Origin of the sequence: Bradyrhizobium sp. ma5 (assembly GCF_042258955.1) — a bacterium.
Lineage (GTDB): Bacteria > Pseudomonadota > Alphaproteobacteria > Rhizobiales > Xanthobacteraceae > Bradyrhizobium.
Map to the genome: position 1 here is coordinate 5366940 of NZ_CP170156.1, position 15107 is coordinate 5382046.

The following is a 15107-nucleotide window of genomic DNA, read 5'->3' on the forward strand; positions in this document are numbered from 1 at the left end:
AAGACGTCTTCCTTGGCGGCGACGAAGCTGACGTCACCGGGAGACTTCTTCAACTTCCTGCCAACGGCGCGAACGCAAGCGTTACTGAGCTTTCGTGACGAACGGACACCCGCCTTCCGCGAGCGGCCGCCAGGCTTCGTCCGGCGAAATCGTCGCGATCACCTTTTCATAGTCCCAAGGCTCGTGCGATTCGGATGGCGATTTGGCCTGGACCAAATACATCGAGCGCATCACCTGCCCATCCTCGCGGATCTGTGCATTCTGCGTCATGAAATCGTTGACCGGAAGCTTGCGCATGGCGGCGGCAACGGCGCCAGGATCGTCGGTTCCGGCCACCTGCACTGCCTTCAGATAGTGCATCACTCCACTGTAGACGCCGGCCTGGATCATGGTCGGCGCCTGCCCGTGCCGACGCGCCATGAAGCGATGACCGAAGGTCCGGGTTGCCTCATTCTGGGTCCACGAAAACGACGTCGCGTAGATGATGCCCTGCGCCGCCTCGAGGCCGAGCGAATGCACGTCCGTGATCAACATCAGAAGAGCGACGATGTTCTGGTCGGCAGATTTTCCGATGCCGAACTCCGCAGCCTGCTTGAGGCTGTTGACCGTATCGCCGCCCGCGTTCGCCAATGCAATGACTTTCGCCTTCGACTTCTGTGCCTGGAGCAGAAACGATGATAGGTCCGACGCACCGAGCGGATGGCGAACCGACCCAACGACCTTGCTCCCCGCGGTCGTTATGAAGCTTGATGCGTCGCGCTCCAGCGCATGGCCGAAGGCGTAGTCCGCAGTCAGGAAGAACCAGGTATCCGCGCCCTTCTTGAGCATGGCCTTGGTAACGGCGGAGGCTTCAGCGTAAGTGCTGTAGGTGAAATGAAACCCATAAGGCGAGCACTGCTTTCCGGTAAGATCGGAACTACCAGGCCCGGAAATTACAAAGATGCGCTTCTTCTCGCGGGTGATGGCTTGAATGGCAAGCGCCGTCGCCGAATTGCCGCCATCGGCAATCAGATCGACACCGTTCTCGTCGATCCAACGACGCACGATGCCGGAGGCGATATCGGGCTTGTTCTGATGGTCGGCCGACATCAGCTCAATCTTCTTGCCGAGCACGGTCGGGCCAAAATCCTCGATCGCGAGCCGCGCCGCCTCCACCGAGCCCTCGCCCCCAAGATCGGAATAAAGTCCCGACATGTCGTTGATGACGCCGATGCGCACCACGTCGCCGGACACCTGCGCGCGCACCGACCCAACGGCAGCCAGACACAAGACCGCCGTGAGCGCGGCCGCAATCGATCGCATCGAAACCTCCCCGAGATGTTTTTTGTTGTTGTGGTCAGGCCGTCAGGGATCTGACCGCTTGACCGAACGTGACCGGCGCATCGCTCAGCATCAGATCGATGGCCTCGCGCTCCCACGCGTCGTCGGCCGGAGCCAGCGGATCCTTCGTCGACAGACGATGCTCGAGCACGAAACGCGACAGCAACAAACGCCGTGCGTCCACCTCAGGCTGGGATCCTTCCCATGCGAGCGTGATCGCAGATGCCGCATGGTAGAGCGCGCTCGCCGCAAGCCGCGCCGTGTGCTCCGAGCTGGGATCGGCCGCCACCCGTTCGGCAAAGGCAATCGCCCGATCGAGCGCTGTCCGAAGCCGCTTGCGGAACGGCTCGGGCAACGCCTTCGCCTCCTCGAGGCGCGACTGAAGGACAGCGGCGAGCGCCCGGTGCGCGCCGCTCTTGCCGACGGCGCGCGAAATGATGTCGAGCGCGTTGATGTTGCTGGTGCCTTCCCAGAGCACGCCGACATGGGCATCGCGCACCAGCCGCGGCTGCACCCATTCCTCGATGTAGCCGTTGCCGCCGCGCACCTCCATCGCACCGGTGGCGACCGGAATGTTGTCGCGGCAGGCGCGGTACTTCAACAGCGGCGTCAGGATCCGCAGCAGGTCCCTCGCCTGCGCCGAGCCGGCGTTGGCATCGTCCATCGCGCGCGCCGCCACCAGCATCATCGACAGCGCCTGCTCGGTCGGTACGATCAGCTTCATCAGCTGACGGCGCAGCAGCGGGAAATCGATGACGCGCTGGCCGAACGCCGCGCGCGACGAGGCACTGACGACAGCCTCGTTGACACAGCGCCGCATCATCGCGGCGGCACGCACGCCGTGCGACAGGCGCGAGAGGTTGACCTGCTCCATCATCTGCTTGAGGCCCTGCGTGGGATCGCCGACCAGATAGGCAACCGCGTTGTCGAGCCGGATCTCGCCCGACGCCATCGATTTGGTGCCGAGCTTGTCCTTGAGACGGACGATCCGGTAGCTGTTGCGCCGGCCGTCCTTGAGGCGGCGCGGCAGCGCGAACAGTGCGAGCCCCCTGGTGCCGTCGGGCGCGCCTTCCGGCCGCGCCAGCATCAGCGCGACGTCGGCATCGGCGTGCGAGCAGAACCATTTGTCGCCGGTCAGACGCCAGACGTCGCCATCCCGCCGCGCAACGGTCTCGACGGCGCCGACATCGGAGCCGCCGGCGCGCTCGGTCATGAACTGGGTGCCTTTCCACAGCGTCGCCATGTCGTCCGACAGCATCTTCGGCAGCAGATAGGCCTTGAGCTCGTCGGAGCCGAATTTGCGGATCAAATGCGTCGAGGTGTCGGTAACGCTGATCGGGCACATCAGCCCGAACTCGGACTGCACGAACAGATACTGAAACACGTATTTGGCCACCGCCGGCAGCGGCCGGTCCATGCCGAGCACACCGGCGCGATGGCTCATGGCGTGAAACTGGAAATCGCCGAACGCGATCGCCTCCATCTCGCGGTAGGACGGATGATAGTCGATCCAGTCCTCGTCGCGGCCGTAGGCGTCCCTCGGATTGAGCACCGGCGCATGCTTGTCGGCGATCCGGGCCAACCGGTCGAGGCTGCCGCCCGCCAGTTCTCCGAGACGCTTGAAGTGCGGCTCCAGCCGCTCGCGATCCTCGCGCGCCAGATAGAGCCCCAGCAGGCCGCGGAGCCCGCGATCGAAATCATAGAAGTTGAGGCCGGCGCAATCATGCGAGATGTGGCGGGCCGGATCGGCGGCATCGTCGGGGCTGCGAAGGTCGCGCGCGCTCATCTGCATCGGGGCTCTCCTGGTTCGGGATGACGTCGCGGCAGCCTTGCCGGTGTGCGGGATGTCATCGCTCGGTGTTCAAAACCTTGCCTGCAACATCGGGAACGATCGCGGCGATGTCCACCGGCGAGCCGGCTTGCGAGAATAATTTCAGATACGTGGAGGAAATGCCGTCCGCACGCGGATCGCACGCCCGGTCATGCCGCACCGCGGACGCTTGACGTCCGTTGGTTTCGCTGCACATTCGACAGCACAAGGCGACAATGGATATTGCAGCGCACCAGGCTTGCGCTGCCTTCAAGGACACGAGCGGCAAGAAGATGAAGGGCGTTCGCTCCGATACCCAGCCCCCGCCCCGGCGGGGCCGCAGGCGCATCGTCGCCGACCGCGTGCGCCTGCAAGCGGACGATCCCTCGGCGATGGTGATCGAGGCCAACCGGCATGACGAATTGTTTCGCGCTGCCGACGGCAGCCCCGATCCGTCAATCGTCAAGTCCGCCCATCGCGTGCTCCGCATCTTCGAATATTTTGCCGAGATCGAGCGGCCCGCGGCCATGACCGAGATCGCGCGCCGGTTGAACTATCCGCCGTCGAGCACGTCGGCGCTGCTGAAGAGCCTAGTCGAACTCGGCTATCTCGACCACGACCGGCAGGCGCGCACCTACCGGCCGACGGTCCGCATCGCCCTGCTCGGCGGCTGGCTCACGAGCCAGACATTGCCGGGAGCGACGCTCGATGCGATCACGCGCGAGCTGCACGAGGCGACGCGGCTGACCACCTTCGTGGTGGCGCGCAACCAGCTCTACAGCCAGTACATCCGCGTGCTGCAGGGCACGACACCAGTGCGCTATTATCTGGAGCCCGGCGCACGACGGCTGCTGACCCATTCGACTCCGGGCCGGGTGTTTCTCAGCCTGATGAACGACGAGGATGCGCGGCGGATCGTGCAGCGGATCAACGCCGAGGAAGCACCGTCATCCGCGGTCCGCTTCGGCGATATCCAGCATGCGCTGGCGACGATCCGCCGCCAGGGATTCGCCTACACGCGCGACATGGGAACGCCCGGCCTGAGCGCGATTGCGATGCGGCTGACCGAGGCCGACCAGACGCCCCCGCTCGTCATCACCGTCGCCGGCCCGAGCTCGATCATCTCCGCGGAAGGCAAGGCGATCATCGGAAAGATGCGCGAGCTGGTCGAACGGCAGTCGCCCGGCCTGCTACCACAGATCGACGTCGACGCAGCGCCGATCGAGACCTGAGATCGGGCGGGCTACCCGGCGCAAACGCGCCCGATCGATGTTCGAAGTCTCTCAGGACCCCGCGCGGCTGATCGTGATCCGGGTCTCGTCGGTCATGTCCTTGAGTTCCTTGTTCGGCTCACGGTAGAGGTGACGCTCGATCCGGACGGTCCGGCCATCGGTCGTCTTGCTGCACGTCTCGTCGACGAATACGCCGCCGACCTCCTGCTTGTCGGCGCCCGGCTTCGCCTCCGAGCAGGTCCAGCCGTCCTCGCCGTAGCGTGACTTCGCCTGCAGGCCGAGCAGGAACGCCTTCTTGCGCAGATAGAGCCGCGCCTTCGGATCGGTCTCGATCGTCAACGCCGCGATCCTGGCGTCCTTGTCGATCATGACAGTCAGGATGGCCGGATGGCCGCCGACCATGGTGCCTTCCCGCGCGGTCTCGCGGTCATACTCGAAGCGGATGCCGCGGAGCTCGTCCGGCCCGGCCGGGCAAGCCGCCCACTGCGCCCATTCCGCCAATCTGTGCGTCTTCTCCCCAACGCAGGTCAGGTTGATGTATCCCGCGTCGGGAACCTTGCCGATGTCCATGCCGACATTGATGTCGCGCAGATCTCCCGCGGTCGCCATCGCTGGCACGGCCGCGGTGACGGTAGCCGCGAAGACGAACCCACGGATTGTCGATCTCTGCTTGCTCATGGTTTTGCCTTCTCGCTTGGGTCGGACGGCGCGGCGGCATGGCCGGCCTCCTTGTAGATATTGCAGACGCGCGAGCCGTCGCCGAAGAAGGCGATGCATTCGTCATAGCTCGGCTCACCCTTGCCCTTGACGTGGGCGAGCACGTAATCGGCGACCGCCTCGATCTCGTTCGGCCGCAGGAACACATTGGCCTCGGGTGGCATGCGGTCGGCGACATCCTGCCGGGTCATCTCGTAGCATTTCGTGGTGTCGTAGGAGCCGCGCACGAAGAACGGCATGCCGGTGCCTGGCCGCCCGCACGTCACGGTCTCGATGATCTGCTCGCGCGTCAGCTCGGTCTTGCGCAGCGACAGCGCGTCGCCGCCATAGCCGCCGCCGCCATTGCCGTGCCATTTGTGGCAGCCGACGCAATTGCCGCGCTTGAACACCGCCTTGCCTGCATCGGTCGGGTCGCCCGCCGACTGCGCCTGCGCCGTGCTCACGAACCCCATCACGAGCGCGCAGCCGAGCCACGCGCCAACCAGCCATGTTTGTTTCATTTGTCTTGTTTCTTGTTTTACTTCTCTCGGCCAGATCGACGCGGGAGGCCTCTCGCTGAGGCCTCCCGCGCTTACGATGTCAGAGCGCGAACACGTAGAGCATCGAGCCCGGCTGCATCCGCTTCAGCTCGGGCGTGGCGTCGATGAACCACTTGTCCCAGGCACCGCCGAGGCCGACCAGGATCGCGACATACTGCTTGCCGTCCACCGAGAACGTCATCGGAGGCGCGTTGACGCCACCGCCGGTGTTGAACTGCCAGAGTTGCTGCAGCGATTTCGCATCATAGGCGATCACCTCGCCGGACGGCTGTCCGGAGAACACGAGATCAGGCGTCGCCAGGATGCCGCCGAGATTCGGGAATTGCGTCTCCGCTTTCCCCGCCACCTTGCCGGTGGTGACGTCGATCGCGGTGACGCTGCCGGTGATCTTGACGTTCTGGCTCGGCCCGCCGCCGGTGAAGAACTCGCGCGCCTTCACCTTGTCCGGCGTCATCTCCTCGACCTTGATGTGGTTGCAGCTCTCGATGACGGGAATGTACCAGAGCTTCAGGGTCGGATTGTAGGCGGTCGGCGGCCAGTTTTTGCCGCCCATATTGCCCGGGCAGATATCCGTCTCCTTGTTGGTGCGGCTCGGCGTCACCGACGCGTTGTACTTCTGCACCCCCTGCTTCGGATCATACTCCACCGGCTTGCCGGATTCGGGATCGAGCCCCTTGGTCCAGGTCACCTTCTTGACGAAGGGCAGACCCCAGACGAACTTGCCGCTGTTGCGATCGACCGCATAGGCAAAGCCGTTGCGGTCGGCCTCGAGCGCGAGCTTCAGCGTCGTGTTGTTGGGGCCGGGAACGTCGACCAGCACGTTCTCCGCCACGCTGTCATAGTCGTAGGGATCGTTCGGCGTGTGCTGGTAGTGCCACTTGATCTTGCCGGTGTCGGCATCGAGACCGAGCGACGAGTCGGTGTAGAGGTTGTCGCCGGGCCGGTATTCATTGTCCCAGTCCGGTCCGGGATTTCCGACGCCCCAGACGACGGTGTTGGTCGACGGGTCGTAGCTGCCGGTGACCCAGGTCGATCCGCCGCCGCTAGCCTTGGCGTTCTTGTCGTCCTTCCAGGTCTCGGAACCGGGTTCGTCCTTGCCCGGGATGGTGTGGGTGCGCCAGACTTCCTTCTGGCTCTTCAGGTCGGTCGCGGCGATCCAGCCGCGAATGCCGTATTCGGCGCCAGCGACGCCCGTGATCGCCATGCCCTTGACGATCAACGGCGCGCCGGTGATCACCTCACCCTTGTCGGGATCGGCGACCTGACGCTGCCAGGCGACCTGCCCGGTCTCCTTGTTGGTCGCGATCAGGCGGCCGTCGAGCGTGTGCGAGATCACGAGGTTGTCCCACAGCGCGACGCCGCGGTTATCGACGCCGCAGCAAGCGACCGCGCCGGCCCAGTCGTGGTCGGTCTTGGGATCCATCTTCCAGAGCAGCACGCCTTTGCCGTCATGCGCGTCGATCTTGTAGACCGAGCCCCAGCCGTCGGTGACGTACATGAATCCGTTCTCGACGATCGGGGTTCCCTCCAGGCCGCCGTGTCCCCAGATTCCGCCGCCCTCGACGCCGCCGAGATGCATGGTCCAGGCGACCTTCAGGTTCTTGACGTTGTCCTTGTTGATATCCGCCAGCGACGAGAAGCGGGTCGCCGAATAGTTCTTGTGATGGTGCAGCCAGTTGCCTGCTTCCTTGTCAGCATTGAGCAGGCGATCCTGGTTGACATCGTCGGCGAGCGCGAAAGAGCCCGCGAAGGTCGCGGCGGATGCTACTGCCGCCGCAAGCATGTGCGATTTAACCCAATTCAACCTTGTCATGAGTTCATTTCCTCCGGATCCAGCATTCTTCATTGATCGAACCGCCCGTCACATACGGGCGGTCGCGCGAGAAGCCTTGAGTCCTGGCGATCGGCTGTGCCGCCCGCCGCCTTCCTTAGCGACTTGTCTTGCGGTCACTTCTGGACCTGTACCTCCGTCTCGATGGTGCCTGCTTTCTGAAAAACGACCGCGCATTTGAAGGTCTCGCCCGGCGCGAGCGCCTGACGCAACTGCAGCAGCATGACGTGATAACTGTCGCGCTTCAGCTCGAGCGTTGTCTTGGCGGGGACTGGTATATTGGATATCGAGCGCATGGCGGGCGCGCCTTCGCCGCGATCGACGATGTGGCGCTCGGAAAAATTCGCGACCGGGCAGCGCACACGGAGCAGCGCATCGGCGCTGTCGGCCTCGTTCTTGATCGTCATCGTCAACGGAAGGTCTCCGCCTTCTTTGTCCGCAGCCGGTACGCGCGCATCCACAATCTGCAAGGATTCGTTCGCGACGGCGTGATGCACCACTCCGAACGTGCCGATCAGGCAGAATAATGGCAACGCGATCCATGATCTGCGCTTGACGGTCCTGCACGCAACGGCGCAATGCAACCCCCGCTCGAACGACATCAAGTTTTCTCCCGACATGATTTTTCAGTAGTGTTTCATGCTTCGTCGCGCGCGACCAGCGATTGAAGATCGGGAACCCAACATCAAAGCGATTTCGGCACGCATAGCCGTCATGCTAACTTTTTGTGCATGAGTGACCTCGATACACTTCAGCCGGAACAGCGTGATGCAGCGCATGCTGCGTTGCGTGAGGTCATCGGCAGAGCAGCGGTCGACGCCGTGACGCCGATCTCAGGCGGCGCCACGTCGGCGCGTTTGTTTCGGATCGATGCAGGCGGCAAGAATTATTTGCTACGGATCGAAGGCGTGCCGAGCCCGCTGCGCAATCCGCATCAATATGTTTCGCTGCGCATCGCGGCCGAGGCCGGCATCGCGCCGCGACTCTATTATGTCGACGAAGCGTCGCGCGTCGCGGTGATGGATTTTATCCAGCGGCAGCCACTCGATCGCTATCCCGGCGGGCCGCCGGCGTTGGCAAACGCGCTCGGCGAATTGCTGGCGCGGTTGCAGGCGACGCCGACCTTTCCGGCTTTCGTGCGCTATCCCGACATCGTGGCACGGCTCTGGGCCCATGTCTGCCGCACCGGCCTGTTCGCGCCCGGCGTGCTCGACCGATGCAACGAGCATCTCGAACGCATTCGCGCGGCCTATGTCTGGGATGAGGCGAACTCGGTCTCGAGCCACAACGACTCGCTTCCCGCCAACATCCTGTTCGACGGCAACAGGCTCTGGATGATCGACTGGGAATCCGCCTATCGCACCGATCCGCTGGTCGATCTCGCTGTTGTCGGCGACAGCTTCGCGCGAACGCCGGAGTTGGAGGAGATTTTGCATCGCGCCTGGCTTGGCTGCCCGCCCGACGAAGCGCTGCGCGCCCGGCTGCGGCTGGTCCGCGCCCTCACCCGTCTCTATTATGCCGGCGTGCTGTTCAGCGCATCTGCGACGGCACCGCGCGCCGCGCCCGACACGAGCCTCGCCGCACCGACGCTGACCGAGCTCACAGCAGCCGCCCGCGCCGGCCGGCTCAGGATCGACACGCCGGCGGCAAAGCACGTGCTTGGAAAAATGTTCCTTGCCTCGTTCCTGACCGACGTTGCGACGCCCGGCTTCGATCTCGGCTTGACGGTCAGCCCGGCGGATTGAACGTCCGTGCAAAGAACACCGGCGCCTTGGCCTTCTTCAACCGGTAGAGCTGCGCCGGCCGGTTCGGTCCCTTGCGCATCTTCGCGACTGGTTCGATCAGATCGGCGGCGAGCATACGGGTGCGGAAGGCGCTTTTCTCCAACGGACGATCGAGCACGATCTCATAGGTCCGTTGCAGTTCCGGCAGCGTGAATTCCGGCGGCATCAGATAGGCGGGCAGCGAGGTATACTCGACCTTGCTCCGCAAACGCTGCACCGCGGCCTGCAGGATCTCGGCATGGTCGAAGGCAAGCTTCGGCCTCACTCTCTCGCCCTCGATCGCGAACCACTGCGCATCTGCGGCCAGCGCGCCGCCCGCGGCGTGTTCCGGCAGCAATGCGAAGTAGGCATGCGTCGCAGACCAGCCGCGCGGATCCCTTGACGCGCTGCCCCAGCTGCCGAGTTGCTCCAGATACGGACTGACCACGCCGGTCTTGTCCTTCAGCTTGCGCGCCGCGCACGCTTCGAGGTCGCGATCGCCTGCGATATCGACGAAGCCGCCGGGCAAGGCCCAAGACCCTGGAAACGGCTCGGTTTCCGCTCTTGGGCGTTGAACCAACAGAACCTGAAGCGCGTCTGACCGTATAGCGAAAATGACGACGTCGACCGTCGTCAGCGGCCTCGGAAAGTCGAGTTCCGGCTTCTCGGGCATGCTCTCCCCGCTTCCCCTGCTGGCGTGAACCTTCTCGCCGCCGGCCTTGACAATAACATACTTAGTTGTACAGTCCAACTAGCTTAGTTGCCTAGACACACTTACGTAGGAGTGCACGCCATGTTCGGTCTCCGCTTCATCAAGGCCCAGCCGACCACCTATCTCATGAAGTACCGCCGCGGCGCGGTGACCCAGCAGGGCGCCGGCCTGTCCGGCTTCTATTATGGGCCGGTCACCTCGCTGGTCGCGGTGCCGATCGGAAGCCGCGACGCCGCCTTCATCTTCCAGCAGATCGCGCGCGACTTCCAGGCGCTGACCATCCAGGGCCATGTCACCTATCGGATCAGCGAGCCGCAGAAGGCCGCCGCGATGCTCAACTTTACCCTCAAGGCCGACGGCAAGACCTACGAGTCCGACGACCCGGAGCAGCTGGCGCAGCGGATTCTCGCGACCGTCGAGGTGCTGGCGCAGCAGGCGGTCAAGGAACTCACCTTGAAGGAAGCGCTGCAGGCCGCCGACCGCATCGCCGGCCTGATCGAAAGCGGACTGCATGCCCGCGCCGATATCGCTGCCCTCGGTCTCGAGATTCTCGGCGTCTCCATCCGCGGCGTGAAGCCGACGCCGGACACCGCCAAGGCACTGGAGGCCGAGGCGCGCGAGGCGATCCTCAAGATCGCGGACGAAGCGATCTTCGCGCGGCGCAACTTTGCGGTGGAGCAGGAACGCGCCATCCGCGAAAGCGAGCTCGACACCGAGATCGCGGTCGAGCAGAAGAAGCGCTCGATCCGGGAGACCCAGATGGACGCCGAAGCGAGCGTTGCGGCGAAGCAGGCCGAGCTGCGCGAGGCCGGCATGGTCGCCGACATCACGCTGGAGAGCAAGCGCAAGGATTTCGTCGGCCTCAACGCCGAGAACACCCGCACCTTGGCGGATGCCGAGGCCTATCGGGTCGGCGCGCTGATGAAGATCTTCGAAGGCGTCGACACCCGCGTGATCCAGGCGCTGGCCGCAGCCGGCATGCAGCCGGGGCAGCTGATCGCGCAGGCCTTCAGCGGCATCGCCGAAAAGGCCGAGAAGATCGGCCAACTCAACGTCTCGCCCGACCTGCTCAACACGCTGCTGGAAAGGCCCGTCGTGGAGGCTCCCCGTGCCCGCCGACAATGACCGCAAGATCGTCCTCGTCACCCGCAAGACGCGGCTCGAGGAGCTGATCGCCAAATACCTGACGGCGGCGCAGGCGCGATTCTATGTCGAGCATCTCGGCGCGGACTTCTCCGACTACCAGCGCGAACACGATGTCTACCAGGCCGAGCGCCACGTCACCGTGCAGGCGCTGGAGCAATGGGGCCGTTACCAGGTGATCGACCGGAGCTTTCTGCCGAATTTCATCTTCGGCCCCTCCGACATCGTGGTGGCGCTCGGCCAGGACGGCGTCGTCGCCAACACGATGAAATATCTCGACGGCCATCCGCTGATCGGGCTCAATCCGGATGCCGGACGCTATGACGGCATCCTGCTGCCCTTCGTGCCGCGCGACCTCCCTGCCCTGCTGCGCGAGGTCGCAGGCGACAGACGCGGCCACAAGGCGGTGACGATGGCCAAAGCCGCACTCACCGACGGCCAGATCCTCTATGCCGTCAACGATCTCTTCATCGGCGCACGCACGCATACATCAGCCGTCTACGAGATCGCCCTCGCCGACCGGAAGGAGCGTCAGTCCTCGAGCGGCCTGATCGTCGCGACCGGTCTCGGCTCGACCGCCTGGTTCAAGAGCATCGTCACCGGTTCGCTCGCGATCGCAGGCAGCTTCGGCAGCGGCGCCGGCGGCCCGCCCTATCTGCCGCAGGCCTGGGACGCCGGCGCGCTGCGCTTTGCGGTGCGCGAGCCGTTTCCGAGCCGCACCTCGCAGGTCACACTCGTTTGCGGCAGCCTCGAACGCGCCGAGCGCCTCAGCGTCCGCTCGCTGATGCCCGAGAACGGCGTCATCTTCAGCGACGGCATCGAAGCCGACCGGCTCGATTTCAACTCGGGAACGGAAGCCCAGATCACGGTCGCTGACCGCGAAGGACGGCTGGTGGTTTGACGCCACCAAGAGCCCGCCGCGCACAGCTCACTGCGGCACGGGATGCAGCCGCACCAACTGATCGATCGACAGCCGGGCCTCGCGCTCCGTCAAGGGAAAGCGGACAATGATGTCCTGGCGCGCAAGCTGGCCCCACAGCGCGTCCGACGACCATTTCTGCGGCTCGGGGCCGCGCGGCCCATCAATCCAGATGAAATACCATTCCGTCATGGGCCGTGACCAAGCTCCCTCTCCGGAAGATTGTCCCTTCGCCGGCCAGTCCGCAACGCCGAATTTTCGCGCCGACTTGCGGTTCAGGAGTTATTCGTACGGACGGCCGTCCTTAAGCAGGAAGCGGCCGTCGGAGCTCGGGCTCATCATGTCGATGTCGGAACAGGTGATGACGTCGGCGCGTGAGCGCGAGCCGACCTCGAGATAGGTCGCCGTCATCTGCGATCGGTTGATCATGTGGTGGCCGTTGCCGGAATTCTTGGGGAATGCCGCGCAGTCACCGGCGCGCAGCACCGTCTCGCCACCGTCCTCGACCAGCACTACCTCGCCCGCAAGCACGTAGACGAACTCGTCCTCGTCCGAATGCCAATGGCGCTGGCTCGACCAGTTGCCCGGCGGCAGCCGCATCAGATTGACGCTGAAATCGTCGAGCCCGCCGGCGTCGCCGAGACGCTGCCGGATTCGTTCCGCGCATGGTGCGGCGAACTCAGCCGGATAGCCGGTCCCCTTGCGTTCCGGCACTTTTGTCAGATCGATCTTCGGCATGGCAGTGTCCCCGGGCGATGACAGCAAGCGGATGCGTGACGTTGAGCGTGGATGTGCGGCTATAGCAACGGCTCGCCGGAACTGTGACGCTTCACTTCATGCGACGTCAGGCGCGCCCGAGCAAGTCCTTCGCCATCAGGATGTCGTCGTAGTAGCGGCCGTCGATCTTCAGGGCATGCCTCTCCAGCCCGTACTCGACAAAGCCGGCGCGCCGGTAGAGCTCGCAGGCAGGCTCGTTGCCCTTCACCACGACGAGCTGCACCAGCTCGACCGATTGCGCGGCGAGCGCGAGCGCGGCATCGACCAAGAGCCTGCCGACACCGGCGCGCCGGGCTTGCTGCCGCACATACATACTGACCAGCGCGCCCTTGTGCTGGCGTTTCGGCCCTTCCGCCGCGATGAAGCCGACGATGCCGGCGAGTTCGCCGCCCCGAAACGCGCCAAGTATCACCGCCCCGTGCGCGAGCCTCTCCGCGAACCAGCCGACGGGATGAACGCTCTCCGTCTCATACGCACTGCCGAACGCCTCGGGGCTCAAGCTCAGCGCCTCGAGACGGATGTCGCGATAAAGCGCAGCGTCGGCAGGCAACAGGCGGCGAATCTCGATGGCGTGCGTCGTCATTCCGTGTCCTGTCTCCGTCGCGGCAGCATGGCCGATCGATCGGCATGTCGCTCGCAATTTCTATCGCGCGGCCAGCCTATTCGAAAGAGAGTTGCAGCGGGTAAACGATTCCACCTCTCATATCTGCGGCATCGGCCGTCGCATAGAGGTAGACTCCGGATCACGCTTGCCTGACACTGGCGCATCGAGGAGAAGCCGATGGTTTTCTGGATCGCGAGTGTGGCTGGATTGGCGACCGCTTACCTTCTCGGCTCGATACCCGCGGGCTATCTGGCGGGGAAACTGCTCAGGGGTATCGACATCCGGGAGCACGGCTCCAGGTCCACCGGGGCCACAAACGTGTTGCGAACCCTCGGCAAGTGGCCCGCGTTGGCGGTCCTCCTGGTCGACGTGCTGAAGGGCGCGGCGGCGATCGCGTTCGCCCGTTGGTTCTATCCTTGGATCGGGACATTGCCGTCGGTCACGCCACCGACCGATCTGCAAACCTTGCTGCCTTGGGCGGTCTGCCTGGCGGGACTTGCCGTGCTGCTGGGCCACAGCCGTTCGATCTGGCTGAATTTTACGGGCGGCAAATCCGCCGCGGCAGGGCTCGGCGTGTTGCTGGCGCTGTCCTGGCCGGTCGGTTTGGGCGCTGCCGCAGCCTTTGGCGTTGTGCTGGCTGTTTCCCGGATGGTGTCCCTTGGTTCGATGCTGGCGGCGCTCACTGCGATCGCCCTGATCTGCGCGTTGGAGCAGCCGCTGCCCTATCGGCTGCTGGTCATCGCAGGTGGCGTTTACGTGATTGCGCGTCATCGTGCCAACATTCAGCGGCTACTGGCCGGGACCGAGCCGCGCTTGGGATCATCGAAAGCGGCTTCGCAAGGCTAGCGTGTGCACTCAGAATGCGGTCGCTGCCGCTAGCGGCAGCGCGCCCGAATCCGTCACGCCGTTCGATGTGCGCCTGAAATGGCCTCGATGACATCTGACGAATGCGTCACGAAGCCGAAGCATTTCTTGACGTTGAACAAGGTTGCTTCAACGCAGTAGCCCGGCGACGTCGTGGCGCAGCAGTCCTCGACCAGAAGGCAACCGTATCCCAGGAAATTCGCGTCGGTGAGCGAATGCAGCACGCATTGATCGGTGTTGACGCCGGCAAACAGGATGGTCTTGGTTCCGAGATTGCGCAGAATGCTATCCAGCGGCGTGTCCCAGAAGCCGCTGATCCGGTATTTGTCGACGTGAATGTCCCCGGGCTCCTGCTTCAATTCATCGACAACGGCCGCGGCCCAGCTGTCCTTCTGCAGCACGCGCGCGCCACTGCCCGGCAGCGGCTCGCCAAGGCCGATGCCGACGCCCTTCGGCTTGTAGAGATGGAGCTGGTTGGGTGCCATGTTCTTCAGATCGGGCCGATTGCCCCAGTTCAGCCAAATGACGTGCACGCCGGCCTTTCGCAACACCGGGAGAAGCTTCTGCAGCGGCTCGATCGGCGCCCGATCCGGCGTGTAGTCGACTCCGAGATGATCGACCCATCCCTCCTTCGCACAGAAGTCGTTTTGCATGTCGACGACGATGAGAGCCGTGCGGTGCAGATCGACCGTCACCGTTTGCGGCTGCGCGTCGATCGTGACCGCCTTGGGCGGCGGCGGCGCCATCGCCATGTTGACGTTGGTGTCGTCGACCAGCCATTTGTAGCCGGGCGCAGACCCAAGCGGATTGGCGGTGCTGGGCGCTGTGGATTCCGTGGCCTTTGCTAAAGTGGAACTCGTCATCGGACTTTCCTCC

General features: G+C 64.3%; 17 protein-coding genes. 5 read left to right on the plus strand and 12 right to left on the minus strand.

The features are described 5' to 3' along the window. Window positions 1-81: 81 nt before the first annotated feature. The 3 genes from ACE103_RS25085 to ACE103_RS25095 all read right to left on the minus strand — a co-directional run bounded on the left by ACE103_RS25085 (window position 82) and on the right by ACE103_RS25095 (window position 3347). On the minus strand, window positions 82-1302 hold the full coding sequence (locus ACE103_RS25085; RefSeq protein ID WP_375775272.1) for an ABC transporter substrate-binding protein: 1221 nt from the start codon (window positions 1300-1302) through the stop codon (window positions 82-84). 34 nt (window positions 1303-1336) lie between these two features. After that, window positions 1337-3106: an acyl-CoA dehydrogenase family protein gene (locus ACE103_RS25090; RefSeq protein ID WP_374707942.1), complete on the minus strand. Its 1770-nt coding sequence runs from the start codon at window positions 3104-3106 to the stop codon at window positions 1337-1339. A gap of 61 nt (window positions 3107-3167) precedes the next feature. Then, complete coding sequence (locus ACE103_RS25095; RefSeq protein WP_223966199.1) at window positions 3168-3347, minus strand: hypothetical protein; 180 nt, start codon at window positions 3345-3347, stop codon at window positions 3168-3170. A 19-nt stretch (window positions 3348-3366) separates the two neighbouring features. Between ACE103_RS25095 and ACE103_RS25100 the strand changes: the two genes are divergently transcribed. Continuing rightward, window positions 3367-4362 (plus strand): IclR family transcriptional regulator, encoded by a 996-nt coding sequence (locus ACE103_RS25100; RefSeq protein ID WP_223966200.1) that lies wholly within the window; start codon window positions 3367-3369, stop codon window positions 4360-4362. A gap of 51 nt (window positions 4363-4413) precedes the next feature. On the opposite strand, the gene ACE103_RS25105 is transcribed toward ACE103_RS25100, so the two are convergent. The 4 genes from ACE103_RS25105 to ACE103_RS25120 form a co-directional block, all read right to left on the minus strand. Beyond that, window positions 4414-5040, minus strand: coding sequence for a hypothetical protein (locus tag ACE103_RS25105; RefSeq protein ID WP_223966201.1), 627 nt, complete (start codon window positions 5038-5040; stop codon window positions 4414-4416). Continuing rightward, window positions 5037-5579 carry a c-type cytochrome gene (locus ACE103_RS25110; RefSeq protein WP_223966202.1) on the minus strand — a complete coding sequence of 181 codons (543 nt, stop codon included), beginning with the start codon at window positions 5577-5579 and terminating at the stop codon, window positions 5037-5039. The genes ACE103_RS25105 and ACE103_RS25110 overlap by 4 nt, the downstream gene beginning before the upstream one ends. Window positions 5580-5658: 79 nt before the next feature. Then, entirely contained in the window at window positions 5659-7431 is a 1773-nt protein-coding gene (locus ACE103_RS25115; protein WP_223966204.1) for a PQQ-dependent dehydrogenase, methanol/ethanol family, read from the minus strand. 134 nt (window positions 7432-7565) lie between these two features. Next, the gene (locus ACE103_RS25120; protein ID WP_375775273.1) at window positions 7566-8051 is read right to left on the minus strand and encodes a copper chaperone PCu(A)C; all 486 of its coding nucleotides are present in this window, start codon (window positions 8049-8051) and stop codon (window positions 7566-7568) included. Between the two features lie 129 nt (window positions 8052-8180). Between ACE103_RS25120 and ACE103_RS25125 the strand changes: the two genes are divergently transcribed. After that, window positions 8181-9194, plus strand: a complete 1014-nt coding sequence (locus tag ACE103_RS25125; RefSeq protein WP_375775274.1) for a phosphotransferase — start codon at window positions 8181-8183, stop codon at window positions 9192-9194. On the opposite strand, the gene ACE103_RS25130 is transcribed toward ACE103_RS25125, so the two are convergent. Then, a complete protein-coding gene (locus ACE103_RS25130) occupies window positions 9178-9885 on the minus strand; it encodes an NUDIX domain-containing protein (RefSeq protein ID WP_375775275.1) in 708 nt (235 codons plus the stop codon). The genes ACE103_RS25125 and ACE103_RS25130 overlap by 17 nt on opposite strands. 120 nt (window positions 9886-10005) lie before the next feature. On the opposite strand from ACE103_RS25130, the gene ACE103_RS25135 reads away from it, so the two are divergent. Both ACE103_RS25135 and ACE103_RS25140 read left to right on the plus strand, forming a co-directional pair. Then, complete coding sequence (locus tag ACE103_RS25135; RefSeq protein WP_375775276.1) at window positions 10006-11049, plus strand: SPFH domain-containing protein; 1044 nt, start codon at window positions 10006-10008, stop codon at window positions 11047-11049. Beyond that, complete coding sequence (locus ACE103_RS25140; protein ID WP_375775277.1) at window positions 11033-11968, plus strand: sugar kinase; 936 nt, start codon at window positions 11033-11035, stop codon at window positions 11966-11968. Before ACE103_RS25135 ends, ACE103_RS25140 begins: the two co-directional genes overlap by 17 nt. A gap of 27 nt (window positions 11969-11995) precedes the next feature. Here the strand turns inward: ACE103_RS25140 and ACE103_RS25145 are convergent, their stop codons facing one another. The 3 genes from ACE103_RS25145 to ACE103_RS25155 form a co-directional block, all read right to left on the minus strand. Next, the gene (locus ACE103_RS25145) at window positions 11996-12178 is read right to left on the minus strand and encodes a hypothetical protein (protein WP_223966216.1); all 183 of its coding nucleotides are present in this window, start codon (window positions 12176-12178) and stop codon (window positions 11996-11998) included. A gap of 90 nt (window positions 12179-12268) precedes the next feature. Next, entirely contained in the window at window positions 12269-12724 is a 456-nt protein-coding gene (locus ACE103_RS25150; protein WP_375775278.1) for a cupin domain-containing protein, read from the minus strand. A gap of 106 nt (window positions 12725-12830) precedes the next feature. Further along, window positions 12831-13346 carry a GNAT family N-acetyltransferase gene (locus ACE103_RS25155; RefSeq protein WP_375775279.1) on the minus strand — a complete coding sequence of 172 codons (516 nt, stop codon included), beginning with the start codon at window positions 13344-13346 and terminating at the stop codon, window positions 12831-12833. Window positions 13347-13544: 198 nt separating this feature from the next. On the opposite strand from ACE103_RS25155, the gene plsY reads away from it, so the two are divergent. Beyond that, window positions 13545-14213 carry a glycerol-3-phosphate 1-O-acyltransferase PlsY gene (gene plsY / locus ACE103_RS25160; RefSeq protein WP_375775280.1) on the plus strand — a complete coding sequence of 223 codons (669 nt, stop codon included), beginning with the start codon at window positions 13545-13547 and terminating at the stop codon, window positions 14211-14213. Window positions 14214-14266: 53 nt separating this feature from the next. On the opposite strand, the gene ACE103_RS25165 is transcribed toward plsY, so the two are convergent. Continuing rightward, window positions 14267-15094, minus strand: coding sequence for a cysteine hydrolase family protein (locus tag ACE103_RS25165; RefSeq protein WP_375775281.1), 828 nt, complete (start codon window positions 15092-15094; stop codon window positions 14267-14269). Between the last annotated feature and the right edge of the window lie 13 nt (window positions 15095-15107).